General features: G+C 43.0%; 20 protein-coding genes. 12 read left to right on the top strand and 8 right to left on the bottom strand.

Going from position 1 to position 16,099, the window contains the following annotated elements; all coding sequences use genetic code 11:
- Positions 1-29: 29 nt before the first annotated feature.
- From KUA49_RS03935 to KUA49_RS03915, 5 genes are all read right to left on the bottom strand, one after another.
- A complete protein-coding gene (locus KUA49_RS03935; RefSeq protein WP_218413462.1) occupies positions 30-506 on the bottom strand; it encodes a calycin-like domain-containing protein in 477 nt (158 codons plus the stop codon).
- Positions 507-535: 29 nt separating this feature from the next.
- On the bottom strand, positions 536-1,969 hold the full coding sequence (locus KUA49_RS03930; RefSeq protein WP_218413461.1) for a hypothetical protein: 1,434 nt from the start codon (positions 1,967-1,969) through the stop codon (positions 536-538).
- A 280-nt stretch (positions 1,970-2,249) separates the two neighbouring features.
- The gene (locus KUA49_RS03925; RefSeq protein WP_238405158.1) at positions 2,250-2,345 is read right to left on the bottom strand and encodes a smalltalk protein; all 96 of its coding nucleotides are present in this window, start codon (positions 2,343-2,345) and stop codon (positions 2,250-2,252) included.
- Positions 2,346-2,401: 56 nt separating this feature from the next.
- On the bottom strand, positions 2,402-3,142 hold the full coding sequence (locus KUA49_RS17615; RefSeq protein ID WP_412178596.1) for an HU family DNA-binding protein: 741 nt from the start codon (positions 3,140-3,142) through the stop codon (positions 2,402-2,404).
- A gap of 491 nt (positions 3,143-3,633) precedes the next feature.
- A complete protein-coding gene (locus KUA49_RS03915; RefSeq protein WP_218413460.1) occupies positions 3,634-3,969 on the bottom strand; it encodes a hypothetical protein in 336 nt (111 codons plus the stop codon).
- A 414-nt stretch (positions 3,970-4,383) separates the two neighbouring features.
- Between KUA49_RS03915 and KUA49_RS03910 the strand changes: the two genes are divergently transcribed.
- Positions 4,384-4,527 carry a hypothetical protein gene (locus KUA49_RS03910; RefSeq protein ID WP_218413459.1) on the top strand — a complete coding sequence of 48 codons (144 nt, stop codon included), beginning with the start codon at positions 4,384-4,386 and terminating at the stop codon, positions 4,525-4,527.
- Positions 4,528-4,761: 234 nt separating this feature from the next.
- On the opposite strand, the gene KUA49_RS03905 is transcribed toward KUA49_RS03910, so the two are convergent.
- On the bottom strand, positions 4,762-5,871 hold the full coding sequence (locus KUA49_RS03905) for a transposase (protein WP_237474194.1): 1,110 nt from the start codon (positions 5,869-5,871) through the stop codon (positions 4,762-4,764).
- Between the two features lie 247 nt (positions 5,872-6,118).
- Here KUA49_RS03905 and KUA49_RS03900 point away from each other — a divergent pair, with 247 nt between their 5' ends.
- Positions 6,119-6,424 (top strand): hypothetical protein, encoded by a 306-nt coding sequence (locus KUA49_RS03900; RefSeq protein WP_218412925.1) that lies wholly within the window; start codon positions 6,119-6,121, stop codon positions 6,422-6,424.
- Between the two features lie 24 nt (positions 6,425-6,448).
- Here KUA49_RS03900 and KUA49_RS03895 read toward each other — a convergent pair whose 3' ends face one another.
- Positions 6,449-7,051, bottom strand: a complete 603-nt coding sequence (locus tag KUA49_RS03895) for a hypothetical protein (protein ID WP_218412924.1) — start codon at positions 7,049-7,051, stop codon at positions 6,449-6,451.
- A 227-nt stretch (positions 7,052-7,278) separates the two neighbouring features.
- On the opposite strand from KUA49_RS03895, the gene KUA49_RS03890 reads away from it, so the two are divergent.
- The 10 genes from KUA49_RS03890 (at position 7,279) to KUA49_RS03845 (ending at position 15,413) form a co-directional block, all read left to right on the top strand.
- Positions 7,279-7,509 carry a helix-turn-helix domain-containing protein gene (locus KUA49_RS03890; RefSeq protein ID WP_218412923.1) on the top strand — a complete coding sequence of 77 codons (231 nt, stop codon included), beginning with the start codon at positions 7,279-7,281 and terminating at the stop codon, positions 7,507-7,509.
- Positions 7,510-7,517: 8 nt separating this feature from the next.
- On the top strand, positions 7,518-8,531 hold the full coding sequence (locus tag KUA49_RS03885; protein WP_218412922.1) for a DNA cytosine methyltransferase: 1,014 nt from the start codon (positions 7,518-7,520) through the stop codon (positions 8,529-8,531).
- Positions 8,532-8,606: 75 nt separating this feature from the next.
- Positions 8,607-9,563, top strand: coding sequence for a DNA cytosine methyltransferase (locus KUA49_RS03880; RefSeq protein ID WP_218412921.1), 957 nt, complete (start codon positions 8,607-8,609; stop codon positions 9,561-9,563).
- A gap of 368 nt (positions 9,564-9,931) precedes the next feature.
- Positions 9,932-10,348 carry a hypothetical protein gene (locus KUA49_RS03875; protein WP_218412920.1) on the top strand — a complete coding sequence of 139 codons (417 nt, stop codon included), beginning with the start codon at positions 9,932-9,934 and terminating at the stop codon, positions 10,346-10,348.
- Between the two features lie 253 nt (positions 10,349-10,601).
- Complete coding sequence (locus tag KUA49_RS03870) at positions 10,602-10,763, top strand: hypothetical protein (RefSeq protein ID WP_218412919.1); 162 nt, start codon at positions 10,602-10,604, stop codon at positions 10,761-10,763.
- Positions 10,739-11,143, top strand: a complete 405-nt coding sequence (locus tag KUA49_RS03865) for a hypothetical protein (RefSeq protein ID WP_218412918.1) — start codon at positions 10,739-10,741, stop codon at positions 11,141-11,143. Before KUA49_RS03870 ends, KUA49_RS03865 begins: the two co-directional genes overlap by 25 nt.
- Positions 11,144-11,326: 183 nt before the next feature.
- On the top strand, positions 11,327-11,857 hold the full coding sequence (locus tag KUA49_RS03860; RefSeq protein WP_218412917.1) for a hypothetical protein: 531 nt from the start codon (positions 11,327-11,329) through the stop codon (positions 11,855-11,857).
- A 33-nt stretch (positions 11,858-11,890) separates the two neighbouring features.
- On the top strand, positions 11,891-12,274 hold the full coding sequence (locus KUA49_RS03855; protein WP_217764944.1) for a hypothetical protein: 384 nt from the start codon (positions 11,891-11,893) through the stop codon (positions 12,272-12,274).
- Between the two features lie 99 nt (positions 12,275-12,373).
- Positions 12,374-14,815, top strand: coding sequence for a hypothetical protein (locus KUA49_RS03850; RefSeq protein ID WP_218412916.1), 2,442 nt, complete (start codon positions 12,374-12,376; stop codon positions 14,813-14,815).
- 37 nt (positions 14,816-14,852) lie between these two features.
- Positions 14,853-15,413: a DUF5675 family protein gene (locus KUA49_RS03845; RefSeq protein ID WP_218412915.1), complete on the top strand. Its 561-nt coding sequence runs from the start codon at positions 14,853-14,855 to the stop codon at positions 15,411-15,413.
- Positions 15,414-15,464: 51 nt separating this feature from the next.
- Here the strand turns inward: KUA49_RS03845 and trxA are convergent, their stop codons facing one another.
- Positions 15,465-16,004, bottom strand: a complete 540-nt coding sequence (trxA, locus tag KUA49_RS03840) for a thioredoxin (protein ID WP_412178595.1) — start codon at positions 16,002-16,004, stop codon at positions 15,465-15,467.
- Positions 16,005-16,099 lie beyond the last annotated feature (95 nt).

Below are 16,099 nucleotides of genomic sequence, written 5' to 3'. Positions count from 1 at the left end.
TTACAGCCAAGTGATATGACAAGAATATATTACTCATTACCTTCGAAAGTTACAGCAGTATCGAATGCAATACCTAACCAAGTAGCAAGGCATTTTACGTCATAAACCAACTTGCCATTTGCTATAGTACCACTAATTGTTCCTGCATAGTCAGTTGACCCCCAAATCTTCAAGGTAACAGTGCAAGCTCCCGAGAAATTACCTGTAGAAGGATCAATTGTCAAATTAGATGCTGTAATTTTAATAGTACCTGGCATCTTACCAACCTGAAAAGCCTCAGAAACAAGGCTGCTAATAGTTGCTCCATCTGAAACAACAGTAGTTACCTTGTCTTTCACAGGGGCTTTAGTGCTGCCATTCATGTCAACTTTTGTAAAGTCACCAACATAGTCAACTGTAGTAGCTGCCAATGTGCTAATACCCATCTCTGTAGCCGCTGTTGTTGCGGCATTTGACATTGCAACGATTCCAAACATTGCAACGATTACCATTAATATTTTTTTCATGTTGTTTAAAATTTGAAAATAATAATATGCTAAATTAATCTATCCCACTTTATTGCACCAACTTTTCTGTATGAAGCCCACAAACTTTTCAGGTGATTTTTATAGCTTGTTATGAAAGTCTTTGTTACCTCTTTGTCAAAAACGTCTTGAGAAACAGCTAACCCTATCTGATTTTCTGTATTATCAAAAGATTCCAATGTTGAAACTCCTGCTTTATTATAATAGTAATGAGTCAAAGTTGGGAAAACAATATCACCATTACCCAAGTTGAGCAGTATTATTTCATATGTTGCATAAATAGAACTTAAATCTACTTTTTTGAGTGCAGGCAAATCTCTTAATTCAATAGATTCTATAACGCCCTTATTTGGAGTTGGTAATACTATCGTTTCAAGTTTTGGACAATCTACACAATGAAGAGCGTTGCCAATATTAGCATCAAAATCAGCTGGATTCTGGTTGGCAATGATAGTATTTGACAAATCTAAAACACTTATATTTTGATTCTTTGTCAACTTCAAATTAGTAATACTTGTTGCTCCACTCAGATCCAATCCTAAAGTAGTTGTTTGTGTCAACCAAAGTGCTGTAATATTATTTCTTGGCATCAAATACCCCAAAGTATATTGATGCTCACCACCTTCATAGCCAAAAGCAATATGGTTACTTGGATAATATGGATTATTTATAACATATTCCAAACCTTCTATAGATTGAATTTTGTCAATATCTGCATATTGGTTTTCAAACATTAATTGGAAACTAGCCATATCCATCTTAGCCATAGGTATGCTAATATCTATTTTATCATCTGCTGTGAAAATTCTAGGAAGTGTTTGCTTCAAAAATGTACGGAAATACTCGTCAGGAACTTCTCTCAATGTATTATACTTCTCCAAAGAACCCTTATCATTTACCATTTGCATATCAACAGTCTTGTTCTCTGCCTCATTCTGGGTATAGAAAGGCATCAAATCCTCTACATTATACTTGCAGGAAGCAGGGAGATAAAGTTTTGTAAACTCATGAAGGATAGTAGCTTTCACCTCATCATTCTCAACCTTGGCTGTTACCAAGCCGTCGAAGTCGTAGATGTCATTGCCTTGCAAATCAAGACCTGTAATCTGTGAAGGAAGTGAAGCGATATGGAAAACTGGACCATAGCCATTGTTGCTAAGGTTCAACTCTTTCAAATTAGGAAAAACAGAAAGTTCCTTCAAGGCAGCGGTATCAACCTTTGTGCCTGAAAGGTCGAGAGATGTGGTGCTGTTGGCTTTGTCGTCAAGGAGCATTTTGCCATTTTCATCAAACTGGTATCCCTTACCCTTGAGGATAGTCATCAACTCAGAGTTGCTTACAGCCACATTGCTGTAAGAAGGTGCATCGTCGTCACTGCCGCAAGAAGCAAAGCCGAGGCAGAGTGCCAGGGCAGCGAGACCGATGAAATTCTTAAAAATCTTCATTGTTTTTTGAACTTTTAAAATGTTTATAATTAAAATTAAATACTATCTTGAATTAGGCTGCAAAGGTACATATTTTTAAGAAGGTATGCAATACCTAAAAATTAGGAAATCGTCATCCTCATTTATGGGGATACAAAAGCAAAAATCATGTTTTTCATGCTATTTTTCACATATTCTAGGTATTTTAAAAAGAGGAGGGTGTGTCTTGGACTTTTGACACACCCTCCTCTTGTCGTTTATGGAATCATCTCAAAACTAATCACATGCAGCTGATTGCTGCTTACATGCAGCTCGTAACGCCGAGCGAGGTAGCGATGGCCGTCAGGATGCTGATGGCTATCTGAATCACCATTTTCCAGGTTTCCTTTTTCATCATCTTTAGTTTTTTATCTATACCCTAGGCAAGATACTTATGACACACCCTCCTATAGGCTAGAGAGTAATTTGCACGTTGTCGCCGTTAGAACCGGCATCGGTATTGCCGCCGGAAGTACCCGTGTCACCCTTGTTGTCGCCTTCAGAACCGGTGGTTCCTCCGCCCTCGGAGCCGGTGGTTCCGCTGCCGCCTGCATTGCTTCCGCCGCCAGTAGTGGTACTTCCGCCGTTGCCGTCGTCGCCGCCATCAGGGTCGATAGGCAGGTTGAGGTCAACGTTGGTCTTGCCCTCCTTGATGGCCTTGAGCACGGCAGCCTGAGCGCTGCGGCTAGCCACGAGGTTGAACTCGGCGTCGTCGATCAGGTTCTTGAACTCCTTGCCAGGCTCCCACTGAACCTTCACCTGGGTGATGTTCTGCGCCGTAAACTTGTCGGCAGTCTCTGCGCCCTTGGAGCCGAGCAGGAGAGAGAAATCGCCCAAATCACCCAGACGAATCTTCTTGCCCTCGAGCAGCATCTCTCTCATGCAGTCCACTGCCATGTAGAGGATGGCGCTGATGTCAGCTCTAGAATACACACTGCCGTGAGAAGTGATGTGCTTGGCAAACTTCTCGATGGTCATCACATCGGTGTACTGCGAGATGGCGAACGCATTCTGCTTCTCGGTCTTCACGAGGTCAAGGTCCTTCTTCTCAGGATTCTTACCCTCCTGCTTAGCCTGGTTGATGCGTGACTTTGCCTGGTTGATCTCCAAAAGGTTTGCGTTCACGCTGCGCATTACGATGCTGTAGTTAATCATACTCGTTTTGTGTTTAATGAGTTCTTGTAAATCACAATTACCCAGAAAGCCCCGTTTCTGTGCTTTTTGGGTCTTAATAGATGACCGGCGCCTGCCATCATTTAAGACCCGCTGCGGTCTTCTATGATGACCGCCCTGAGGCACAAAAGGCTGTTCTTTCGATTGCCGGTGCAAAGATACAAAGATTTTTGGTATCCGACAAATTTAGGCATGTGATAAGGGTCGATTTTCAGCAGCTTACGATTTTGAAACGTATTCAGTATTCAGTATTCAGTTTTTTTCGCTGTTGTTTTCATCCTCTATATAGATAGTATATTATATATTATATATATATATTAATATATAATATAAAATAATTACTTACAATTTGTAACCATAGAAAGGGTAACTATCGCGAAAAAAACTGAATACTGAATACTGAACACCCTACCTGTAAGGTCAAAAGCTTTGAAACCTCAAGAAGTTGCGCAACGTGGAGAAGCTTTTTCGGATTATTTACCTTTTGACTTTGAACTGCTCCATCCATAATAATAATTGCTACTTTTGTTTGGCAACCTACCCTTAACCTTGCCCTTGCGAGTAACCTGCCCATACTTATCCTTGTAAACCGTAGTGGTCTTGCCGAAAGAGTGGGTCTTACTTTCTGATGTTCCAGTAATTTGTCCATACTTGTCTTTATACACAATCACACGCTTGCCACCTCTTACCGTAGTTTCAGCAGTACCTAGGTTCTCGCCATACTTGCCACGGACAGTCTCTTTGACTGTCTGAGCATCAATACAGGAACTTAGTCCTGCGAATATAAGGAATGCCAAATATTTCTTCATACAATGCGTTTTATTAAGTTAGCGGACAATCCTATCCGTATTTTGCCGGTAAAGATACAAAAAATATAGATATGTTGAATGTTATTTCTAAGATTTCGACTATAAAAGTACAACTTTTCCGTGTTTTCTATCTGTACGGCGACACAAAGCCCTCTATGATGCCTTTCGAAAGCATGTAGCGTACTGCTAAAGGCCAAAGAAAACTAAAAAAACTCCGAAAATTTGTCTGTTAGCCTAATATTCATTTACTTTGCATTTTGAATATTAACTAAACAGGTAAGATTATGCCAGATTTTTCAGACACAGAGCGACGACTTATCGATTTATTGAAGGTTGGAGCAAAATTTTCTGCTAAAAATTTGGTGTTTTCAAATAAAAGTAGTATTTTTGCCCCGATATTTAAATTATAGGCTTATGGTACATGTAAATGAAACAATAGTAATAAAAAGCTCTTCTGCTAAGATGGCGGAATGGGTCAAGAAACTGAAGGCTCATAAGGCTGAGCAACTGGAAAAGTTGCGCAACGTAGAGAAGTGTGACTTTGAATTTCAGTTCTGATGAAAGAGGCGGTCTATTCTTTTTCTAATAGTGCTGGAGATAAATTTTACCTTCGCCTTGCAGCTGATAGTGATTTGTTTCTTTCAAAAGAATTGACTTCTTTTTTGAAAGATAAGGATTTTGAATTATGGGGTATTTATCTTGAGAGATTAGGTAACGTCCAAAAAGTGACACCTATGAAGCTTTTGAATAAAGTATCTCAATTCAATAGTTCGTTAAAATTTGAGATAATGGCTAAGCAGCTTTACGTTGCCAGCCAAAGAGTTCTTTGATAGTATGACTAATTAACTTTCGGTTCGGTATTCTCCGACACTTGTTGAAAATTAATTTAGCGATGTATGTGCTTGCCATAATCTCCTTGAAAGAAGCCATGGAATACGGCAATTCATTTTCCTTCATCATCACTTTCGCAACATTCTGTGATGCGAATGATGCATTATAGGAAAAGTCCAACTGGTTCTTGTGTCTTGCTTGGCAATGCGTAAGACCAGTATATTGCTTTGCATCGCGAAAACAAAACTCTATTTGGAATCTTGAGCGGTATGTGCGCAACACTTCCTCACCCGACATGGATGTCTTTGTTGAGAAGAAAAGCTTGTGTTTTCCGTTCGGCATAACCCAAATGACAAGGCGCACTTTCTGCTTCAATGCCTTTGAATAGGCTATGAGTGTGTAGGCTGTGCCTTCAAGTCCTTCAATATGCAACTCTGCCATACGTGTGAGGTCAAGTTTCTTGTAGTTGATTTTTCCGTCAAGTGTCTTGGGACGTCCAGGCTTATTGGAACGAGGTCCCGTATACACATAATATAGGCTCGCAGTATCCCTGAAGCGGCTGACAAGATGGAAACCGCACTCTTTGATTCCGTCCACAAACGGACGGATAGAGAAGAAAGCGTCAGCGACAACAATATCGGTGACCTTCAACAAATCCTTCTTATAACGCTTGATGACCGCTATGTAATGTTGCACGAGAGTCATGTTACGCATTTTCAATTCTCCAGTAGATGGAGTCTGATGGGCGCGCAGCATCATGCAACTGTTGGCATGGACATCGACAAGTGCAAGCCCCATGATTTCAAGCCCATGCTTCATGGAACTTGCACAACCGGACCAGAAAGTACCGATATGCGGAGTCTTCTTACCCGACTTGCTGATGTAGCTCGGATCGATGGCTATAGCCAATAGACCATCCATATTCAAGTAACGTCGGCATAGGGCAAGGTTGAACTTCACCCAGTCTATGCATTTAGCACGACCACGGTTGAAGTTCGTTCTGTAGGTCTGCTCACAATGGGTGCCGTAACGCTCCATTTGAGTGAAATTTATCTTTCTTTGTATCGTCATGTACAATAAAAGTATTTCCAAGAGTAGACTCTCGAAAGTTTTGCTTAACTTTGCAGATGAACTTTTGATAGCATCTCTGCATATTTCCGTATATTGGTTGAGTGGTTCTGATGTCATATAACTTTGAGCTTAGAGAACTATAAAGTTACTGATAATCAGCCACTTAACCAAATTTTATTAGTTATATTACGTTAATTAACTCTCTCATTTTCAATCGATTACATAAGAATTAACAGAGTATTGTCAATTGATTGCAACATTTTTTATAGGTCATCCTAATGCTATATTGTATTATCAATGTGATGACATCTCAGATGTTCCTATGAGTTTTAAGAAAAAAGAAACGGGAATGTTGGTGCAGGAATATCGTAATCGTTTGTTTACTAGTATGTTTGAAAAAATAGTTAGAAAGTTAAATGTTTCAGTTATAGATACTCCTATATACATTGATGCATGTGGTAACGATGTGTACATTCATTTGATGTCGCGTGAGATACATGCTGATATAGCAGAGATTATCAGTAAGGACATTCACAAAGGTTTTGATAAATAAAGCTTTTGTGAATGTCCTTATTTTTTAGTATCCAACGAGAAGAATTCCTTTTAAGGGCAATTTGATTCTGTTGGTAATATACATTGTCTCCAAGAACGGGTAGATTCTTTCAAAATCATTGTGGTTGCGGTATATCTTCCTCACGGCAATCACTAAATATTCCACGCCAAACATCATTGATGCTTCGAAAATATCTTTTAAGAACTGGTGGTTCTCGGTAGCCCTGCCGGCTTCTACCTCGATAACTGTTTTCTTGTCTGCACTAATGGCATCTGCATAAAAATGTTTGTCTATACTGTTGTTGTATCCGAAAAGAACAGGAACCTTGATTTTCCCTTCGTCCTTCTTGTTTTGTTCCACGCAATAACCGATTTTTTCGAGCCCTGGACGAACTATAGATAAGACATCATCAGACCTCAAATCGTTTGTAGAAGATGAAATCTTATCTTCAACTTCTTTAAAGACATTAACAACGTCTTCCATAGGTTCGGTTAACCCCATGGAGCGTGGAAAGAATTGATATAAAATGTTTGTATCTTGCATAAATCTGAATCTTAAATTTTCAGGGCAAAGATAAGTATTTTTGCTGAGATAGCCAAGAGAAATCTCCATTATTTGTATAGCCATAACTATACAAAGAGTAAGCTTTCCTTATGTTCGTGTTCTCATAAAATCTTATTTTGTTCATTCTGACAAATAGCCGTTGTATAGTTATAACTATACGATTATCAGATATTTGTATAGCTATAACTATGCATTAACAAACATTGGCCATCTTTTGGCCTTTATTGGCCTTTTATTTTACAGATATATTTATTCTTAATGTATCTTTGCAATCCAAAAAATAACGAATTATGGAATTGCTGATAAAGGAAATATTAAAGCGTAAAGGTATATCTGTGAAGGAATTAAGCCAACAGTTGGGCGTAACTAGAGACGCTTGTTATAAATATATTAATGGAAATCCTACCATCAAAGTTTTGGATAGGATAGCTAAAGTGTTAGATGTAGATGTAAGGAGTCTGATTAATGGTAAGGATGGAAAAAATTTTTGTGCATCAGACGATGTAAAGGGAAAGGTATAAGGATAGCTATGAATTTGATCAGTTTGTTTTCAGGAGCTGGAGGTTTTGATTTAGGCTTCCAGATGGTAGGTTTCAAGATAATAATAGCAAATGAAATTGACTCCAAAATTTGCCCCACCTTCCGTGCCAACTTCCCCGATGTTCATCTCATCGAGGGAGATATTCGAAAGTTGAGTCCATCTGATTTCCCAGATGATATTGATGGAATCATCGGCGGTCCTCCTTGCCAGTCTTGGAGCGAAGCGGGCTCGTTGAAGGGAATCAATGACGCACGAGGACAGCTCTTTTATGATTATATCCGCATATTGAAGGATAAACAGCCGCTCTTCTTCGTAGCTGAGAATGTATCAGGAATGATGGCTGCCCGCAATGCTGAGGCTGTTAAGAACTTCCTGGCACTCTTCAATGAGGCTGGATATGATGTGAATCTTCAGATGTTGAATGCCAACGATTTTGATGTTCCCGAAGACAGAGACCGAGTGTTCTATGTAGGTTTCAGAAAAGATTTGGGCATCAAGGAGTTTGTTTATCCTACGCCGCAGAACCATCGCCCTACGCTTCGTGAGGCAATCTGGGACTTGAAGGATTCGGCAATTCCTGCCAAGGAGAAGAATCATAGCAATGGTGATGCTTGCAAGGTGCCAAACCACGAATACTTTATAGGTGCTTTCTCACCCATCTTCATGTCGAGAAACCGAGTAAGAGCATGGGATGAACCTGGATTTACGGTACAGGCTAGCGGTCGCCAGTGCCAGCTCCATCCTCAGGCGCCGAAGATGATTAAGGTAGAGAAGAATCTGCAGAAGTTTGTGCCTGGCAAGGAGCATCTCTATCGCCGTATGTCGGTAAGAGAAGTAGCTCGGGTTCAGACATTCCCTGATGATTTCAAGTTTATCTATACCGATGTGAATATGGGTTATAAGATGATTGGTAATGCCGTGCCGGTGAATCTTGCCTATCATATGGCGATGCAGATTAAGAAGACGCTTGAATCACGGGGAATCAAGAGCAAGAGGGCATAGGGGTATTTTTTATAGGAGGTCGTAATATGAAAGTAGTTTCATTCTTTTCGGGATGTGGAGGCTTGGATTTAGGTTTTGAACAAGCATCAGTTGATGAATGCGATGGATTATCATGTGCCGCAAGAGCGCTATCGTGTATTTGTTGTAGGTATAAGAAGGGATATTGATGTTAATTATCAATTTCCGGAACCTGATACCTATTCTTTCATAACCCTGCGCCAGGCTATTGGTGAAATTACAGAAGAGCCTAGAAAATATATTTCAGAACCGGTGAATGCTGAATATGGTCAATGGTTGAACCATGATGTCTATATGGGACCATTTGATGATAGGTATATGGCTAGAAATCGGGTACGTGGATGGGATGATGTCTCATATACGATGCAGGCGAAAGCCCGCAACTGCCCATTACATCCTCAGGCACCCAAAATGATATATGTATCTAGGGATAAACAGATATTCCGTCCGGGGTATGAGCATTTGTATCGTAGGCTGAGCGTGAGAGAGTGTGCTCGAATCCAGAGTTTTCCCGATCATTTCCGTTTTATTTATCACGATGTTTCTGATGGGTATAAAATGGTGGGGAATGCTGTTCCACCTCGGCTTGGCAGGGCGATAGCTCTGTCTACCAAGGATGCATTTCAGTCTTATTCGTCTAAGCCATATTCCGTGCTTGTTGCTACTTATCGTGATGATAGGCAGTTGCGTATGTCATTGGAAAATAAGCTCTATTATGTGAGGGCTGGTTTAAGGGCAGGAGCCATGCAGTTTTCTCTGGGCATGAAAGCTCCTCATTATCTCTTTCTGCACAAAAGTGGTTCATATATCCTGCTTATCTTAAAGGAAGTAGAACCGAGACTGGTATCATCAAAGTATTTGGAGAATCTGGGATTTCATCCTTCTGGTGATCAGTATTGGGTATTTGAAGTCTTGGATGTAGAAACAGAGAACAGAACGGAATATATTAAAAACTATGTTTCAGAGCATGGCGGTATGAAGATGAAACCCTATATCTTGGAGCTAAAGCTATAAGTCTTTTTCCTGAGAATATCATAGGAAGTAGAGAGAAAAAGTGATTTTCTCAACACCAAAGGAGTGCTTTCACAAAAACATTTCGAAATTTTTGCACTTGCTTGTTGAATTCGCGGTTATGAGTGGGCTCAGTTATAGTTATAATCAAGTAAAACAAGCAGTGCAGAGTGCTGCACCTACCATTCATATTCCATAAAAGTAACAGGGAGAAGTGATGCTGCAAAAATGCTCACTTTTCCCTCTTTTTTTTCAAAAATCTAAAAATCAGAAAAATAATCGTACTCATTTTACGAATTAAGGAATCGTAGTACACGCCTCTATTTCGCTCCTTTTTTATAACTTCACGCTCGAATTAAAAAAAAGAAGTTATGGCAAGAGGACGTAGTTACATGAATTCATATGCCGATGGCTATATGAGAGGCAAGGTTGTCAAGGAAGTGGGAGCACTCCTTGACCACATGATAGTGGAGGAAATCACAACCCCCACAATAATAAATTTGGAGTTTGGCTCTGCTTACGATACCATCAGAAAACTAAAGCAGCAAGATGCCTCAATATCTTTTGAGATCATCAGACAATTCTGCTACGTCATTGGCTACTATCTCTACAAGGAAATAGAGGCGGTGGAGAACTACAAGAAAGATGTAAGAAATAGGGAATCCAGGCTTGCCATGCTGTATGAGATGAAAGAAAAATATAAGAAAATTTACGGAATGCAAGCCGTAGTAGTTCTCAACCTCATGCATCAGGGAAAGGATTTGCTGGCTTTAATGAAGCGAGTATAAGTAAGATTTTAACCGGACCACTATGTGTATCAAACTGATTGTGGGCTAATTATTAATTAAAAAATATATCTAAAAATAAGAAAGAATATCTGATGAATCCGGAGACTACTTGTCCCCTAAGGGTGTATGCCCTTATAGCTCTCCTGGAATTTGCTTGTACCAGCAAAATTGTTAGCGCAAACAGACTCTGACGTCCTCTACTAAGGAATGAGTGACAAAGTACTTAATTACTAACCATTATAAATTTCGAATTATGGGGAAATTTATCATCAAGCTCGTTCGCTTGATACTGAAGTATGGGCGTTTCAGCCTTGTTAGCGTGGTCATTCAATTGAATGGAAACAGCAAGTATATTGAGTATATGAACAACGAATTTAAGGAGGAGAAGCCATGCTTGGAGAAGGAAGAACCATAAATGTATCAGGTAATGCCTGTTATATAGAGTATGTGGAGAATTGCTATATGAATGGTAGCTCCAAAAAGAAGAACGATGATGATCCTGCGGCACGCATGACGGATGAACTGAAGGGAGAGAAGGGACTGGCAATCTTGAAGAATCTGCAGATGCATGGGGTACTCGACGAGAACTTCTACCCTCTGGAGTTGTCCAACTCAGAGTCTGCGGTCCTTGCCTATCAGATAGCCATAGCGCTGGATATCAAGGAGATGTGGAAAGTGTTCTCTGACCTTTGGAATATTTCTTCCAATGCCCTGAGAGCTGCTTATAATAGAGGTATGGAGCAGAAGAAGACGATAAAATTCCTGGATGAAATAACCCCTTTGCTGAAAGTATAGTACTAGTACGCGTACATAGTACGTACTAGGTAAGTATAAAAATATCTCTGTATCTTTGCACCCGTAATCAGACAAGTAAAGTCTGGTTGCGGGCGTTTTTTGTTTATAGGAATCCGGTACCGTTCCTGAAACTGAAATCTGGCGAATATCTCGCAGCCCAACCCTTTAATATGATATATTGATATGGCAGAAAATGCTTATGTGTTTTTTCATCCGCAGTATGGCGGATTGAGAGTGGTGAACAACGACGGGGGATTGTTCTTCTGCATCGAGGACCTGGTTGCCATCACTGATATCGGCAGAGATACATTGTTCCCGGTATTAGCCGACACGGAGGGGAAAGTGGTCGAAATGTATGTGGAAGTGCATATAAAAAAGGTGCCGAAGGATTTTACACATCGTTTGTTTTTCGGTGAATTCTTTGGCAATGCTGACAAGGTGGTGCAAAAAAGTAGAATAGCTTGGAGAAATATGATATTCGTTGACTCTCAGGTGGTGAAAGATATGACGATAGACTGTTCGAATGATCCTGAGCGTAAGTTGTTTTACAAGTGGGTCAAGGATTTTATCCAGCCTGTGATGGAGGACGAGGACAGATGCTGGCGTCATGAATGTGTCATGATGAAAAGAGTCTGTTATGACCCTCTAAAAAAGCCGATTGACATCCGATATGCTGCCGACGGCCTGTATATCAACGATATGAGAATCAACTGACATTATTCATCTTATAAACAAGAGATTACAATCATGAAACAAGTAGCAAAGAAGCAGCTCCTCAACGCCCAGAAGGTGGACGGAGCCATCATCAGTGAGGAAAACGGTGCCATCAGCTTCCGCAAGGCGCCATGGAACGATAGCGAGGTTATCTGCGAACAGCCTAAGGTGATACCGGGCAGAATGGTATGCTCAGGCGAGAATAGAGGTGACATGTTCGACTTCAAGCCTTACGAGCGTACGGGTGAGAAGATATTCGAGGAGATCTTCAAGACCAATCACGCCGTGGTGCGCACCACCAAGCGCTCGGTGCAGGTGAACTATACCTTCAGTAGAGACCTGGACAAGCAGGACATGCTGCGCTATCTCAAGGCAGAGCACAAGGAGCTGCTTGCCGGATTCAAGGAGAAATTATAGTGATTAGTGATTAATGATTAGTGATTAGTGATTAATGATTAGTGATTAATGGATAATGAATAATTAACATTCAACATTTAACATTCAATATTCAAAACGATGGAACATCTTATAGCATATAATCCGTACAAGAATGGCAATAAGGGGAGCGTAAGCTCCCAGCCACTCTCGGTTTACGACAAGACCATCGCTTATCCCTGGATGGCAGACCTGGTAGCTGCCATCCGTGGGGGTAACGATGAACTGAAGAAGCAGCTGCCTTTCCGCTGCGCACACTACTATCAATTCCAGAACAACAGACGCTCGCAGAAGAACGCTGTGGCCGAAAGCTTCCTCTTCCAGACCACCATCGACGTGGACGACAAGGAATATGTGGACAAGGCGATAGAGAAGGCACGTGAACTGAACTGCAGCGACACCATCTGGAAGGGTGCCCTGCTGCACCTGGAGTACTCAGCCCGCAAGAAGCTGCACATCGACATCCGCATGCCCATCGGCATGACTATCGAGGAAACGCAGCGAGCCTATTGCGAGGCGCTGGGCGTGCCCTACGACGAGAGCTGCATCACGCCAGAGCGCATGCTCTTCATCACCGACAAGGAGTCGGAAATCTATCGCTCACCCCATTGGTACGAGGTGCTGCCACAGGAAGAGCTGAAGAAGCGCAGACAAGCCTACCTGGACCGTGGACTCACCATCGATGGAAGAGCTGGGAAAGTTAATAGTTTACAGTTAACAGTTAATAGCAATGCTGCTCATGCTGCTCATCTCAGCCCTGCTGGAGTTCTTCAGGATGCTGGGGCTGTGGCAACCGGCAAGAACCTCGCAGCCTTCGACCTCTTCCGCAATGCGGCTGGCCTGAAGGATGTAGATATCAACACCCCAGGCTCCCGCCACTCATCGCTTCTGGCAATCATGAGCGCAGGCGCATCGAGAGTGATGGCCGAAGAGGAACTGAAGGCGGTGGTGGCGCAGAAGATGCCTGCCTTCTCGCAGGAGCGTGACTGCCAGCAGCTCATCCACGACTTCTATGCGAAATATGGCGACAGTTCGAAGCCGATGTCACAAGCCGTGATCCGCATCAATGCCCAGGCAGAGAAGTACTCCCAGAAGGATGCCGATCCCTTCAAGACCATGAGTTCCGTGGGTTCCGAGGGCGGCACGGATTCCAATGCGGAAGATGATAAAATCGCTCCGCCTCCGATGCCCGAACATCTCCCCAAACTCGTGGAACTTCTGCTATCGAAGACTCCAGACGTCTATAAGCCTGCCGTGGCACATGCCATCTTCCCGCCACTTGCCACACACCTCTGCAAGACCACCTTTAAGTATATCGACAATGTGGAGCATGAGGCTACCCTGATGTGCTGTCTGCTGGCAGGCACGGGAGCAGGCAAGAACTGTGTGCAGATGCCTATCAACATGATTATGGAGGACATCAGACAGCGCGACCGTGAGAACCTGAAACGTGAGAAGGAATGGAAAGACGAGGTGACACGCAAGGGCGCCAACAAGGATAAGCGCAAGCGCCCGGAAAACCTCATCATCCAGGAGATAGATGCAGATATGACCAACCCAGCCTTCGTGATGCGCACGGCCGAGGCACAGGAACATTTCCTCTATACAACGCTCAACGAGATAGACCAGTTTGATGCCCTCAAGGGGCAGGGCAACCAGCAGTTCAAGATCATCTGCCTTGCCTTCGACCCGGGGAACCAATATGGTCAGACGCGCGTGGGCACATCGAGCGTCACCGAGCGCATCACCATCCGGTTCAACTGGAATGCATCGACCACCATCCAGCTGGGGCAGCGATATTTTTCCAAGGTGCTCACCGACGGACCTATCAGCCGCATCAACTTCTGTACCATCCCGGAGCGGGAAATTGGTGCCGAAATGCCTGTATACGGCGAATACGACGATGCCTTCAGAGAAGCACTCAGACCGTACATAGAGAATCTGTGCAAGGCGTCGGGTAGAATAGACTGCGACGAGGCTTCTGCCCTGGCAGAAAAGTTGAAGGAAGAGAATGCCGACTTTTCTCGCATGTCGCAAAACAGGGTGTTCGAGAATCTTTCCTTCCGTGGCAACGTTATTGCCTTCCTCAAGGCTTGCGTGCTATACGTGGCAAATGGCTGCAAATGGGAGCCTGAAATAGACGAGTTTATCAGATGGAGCGAGAGTTACGATCTGTGGTGCAAGATGATTTTCTTTGGCGCAGGCATAGCCAAGGCTAATGAGGTGGGAGAGAAATCGAACAAGCGAGGACCTGCCAACCTGCTCCAGCAGTTGCCCGACAACTTCACCTACACGCAGGCTGAGATGGTGCGTCTGCAGAACGACTTCGGCAAGAAGGGTACGGCGATGATGCTGAGAAACTGGGTGAACCGCCATTACATTGAGAAAATTCCTCCGAAGGGAGCAAATGCCGGCGGAGCTGACGGAAAGCAGGATGGAAAGGTGTTCAGTATTCAGTTATTCAGTTTTAAGAAGCTATTGTTTCGTTCCGACGGACTCGACCTGAGAGGTTTCGACGTTTAACAATATTGAAAACTTATAACATTTAACATTCAGACAAATGGAAATAGTATTAAAGCGAATTGCTAAAAAAAGAAATTATACCATCGGCAGACTCTATCTGTTGGCCGATGATAGTGTAAAGCGTATCTCGTTGCCCGGCAAGAAGATAGGCGATAAGAGTACATTGGTTCATACCTTTGACAGCCAGTTGCTGTCCAAGGATACGTATCTCTGCGATACCTTGGAGCCTACATGGCGCAATCTGTTGGGCATCAAACTAAAGCCAGAGGAAGTGGATGCCCGCTATAGCCGCATAAGTGGCAAGAAGGCACGTAAGGTATCTGGTCATACGGCCATTCCTGAGGGATCATATCCCGTGGTCATATCGTATTCGCCAAGATTCAAACGTTGGCTGCCATTGCTGCTGAGCGTGCCGAATTTCGAGGGCATCCGCATCCATGCAGGCAATTATCCTGACGACACGCAAGGCTGCGTTCTCGTTGGGGAGAACAAGTTCGAGGGCATGGTGGTAAACTCTCGCATCTGGCTACAGCGACTCATCAACGCCATGGAAGCGGCTCGCGACAGAGGCGAAAGCATCTGGATTACCATCCAATAGACAAGCAGCATCCCGGCATAAGGGATGCTGCTAATAAAGCAAATCCGCCCTTTACTTTTTCATCACTTTCCCGATAATCTCCTCGAAATCTTCCTTCTGCATGGCACCCATCTGCATGGTAGGATTGCCCTTCAGCGGGATAAAGAGGAAGGTAGGAATGCTGCGGATGCCGAAGACGGAAGCCAACTCGGGTTCCTGGTCGATATCCACCTTATAGAAATCTATCTTGCCGGCATATTTCCCGGCTAGAGATTCTACCATGGGAGCCATCATCTTGCAAGGTCCACACCAGGTGGCATAGAAATCGATAATGGCAGGACGGGAGCCTGCAAACACCCACTCATCGGGATGAGACTCGTAATCCATAATCTTCTTCCTGAAATCGGAAACTGTAAGCACCTGCACCTTTCCTGCAGAAGCAGACTCTGAAGAAGATTCTACATGAGAAGAAGCCCCCTGCTCTTTCTCCTTCTGAATCTGTTTAACCTGCGCCACATTTTGCGCCTTCTTCGTGCAGGCGCAAAAACAAAAAGGGAGGGCTACAAAAACAAGCAAGAATGCTTGCCTGAAAGGGATATGAATATTCACCATATAAAAATTTGTTATCTTTATTACACAAGTTTCGCAAGTAACCTCCGGTCCCCGAAGGGGGCCAACTTTCAATAACCGCTGGTGGAATGACCGAA

The organism is Segatella copri (genome assembly GCF_019249655.2).
In the GTDB taxonomy this organism is placed as follows: Bacteria; Bacteroidota; Bacteroidia; order Bacteroidales; family Bacteroidaceae; genus Prevotella.
Note: the sequence above shows the minus strand (reverse complement) of the source record. Positions and strands in the feature narration are given on the sequence as shown.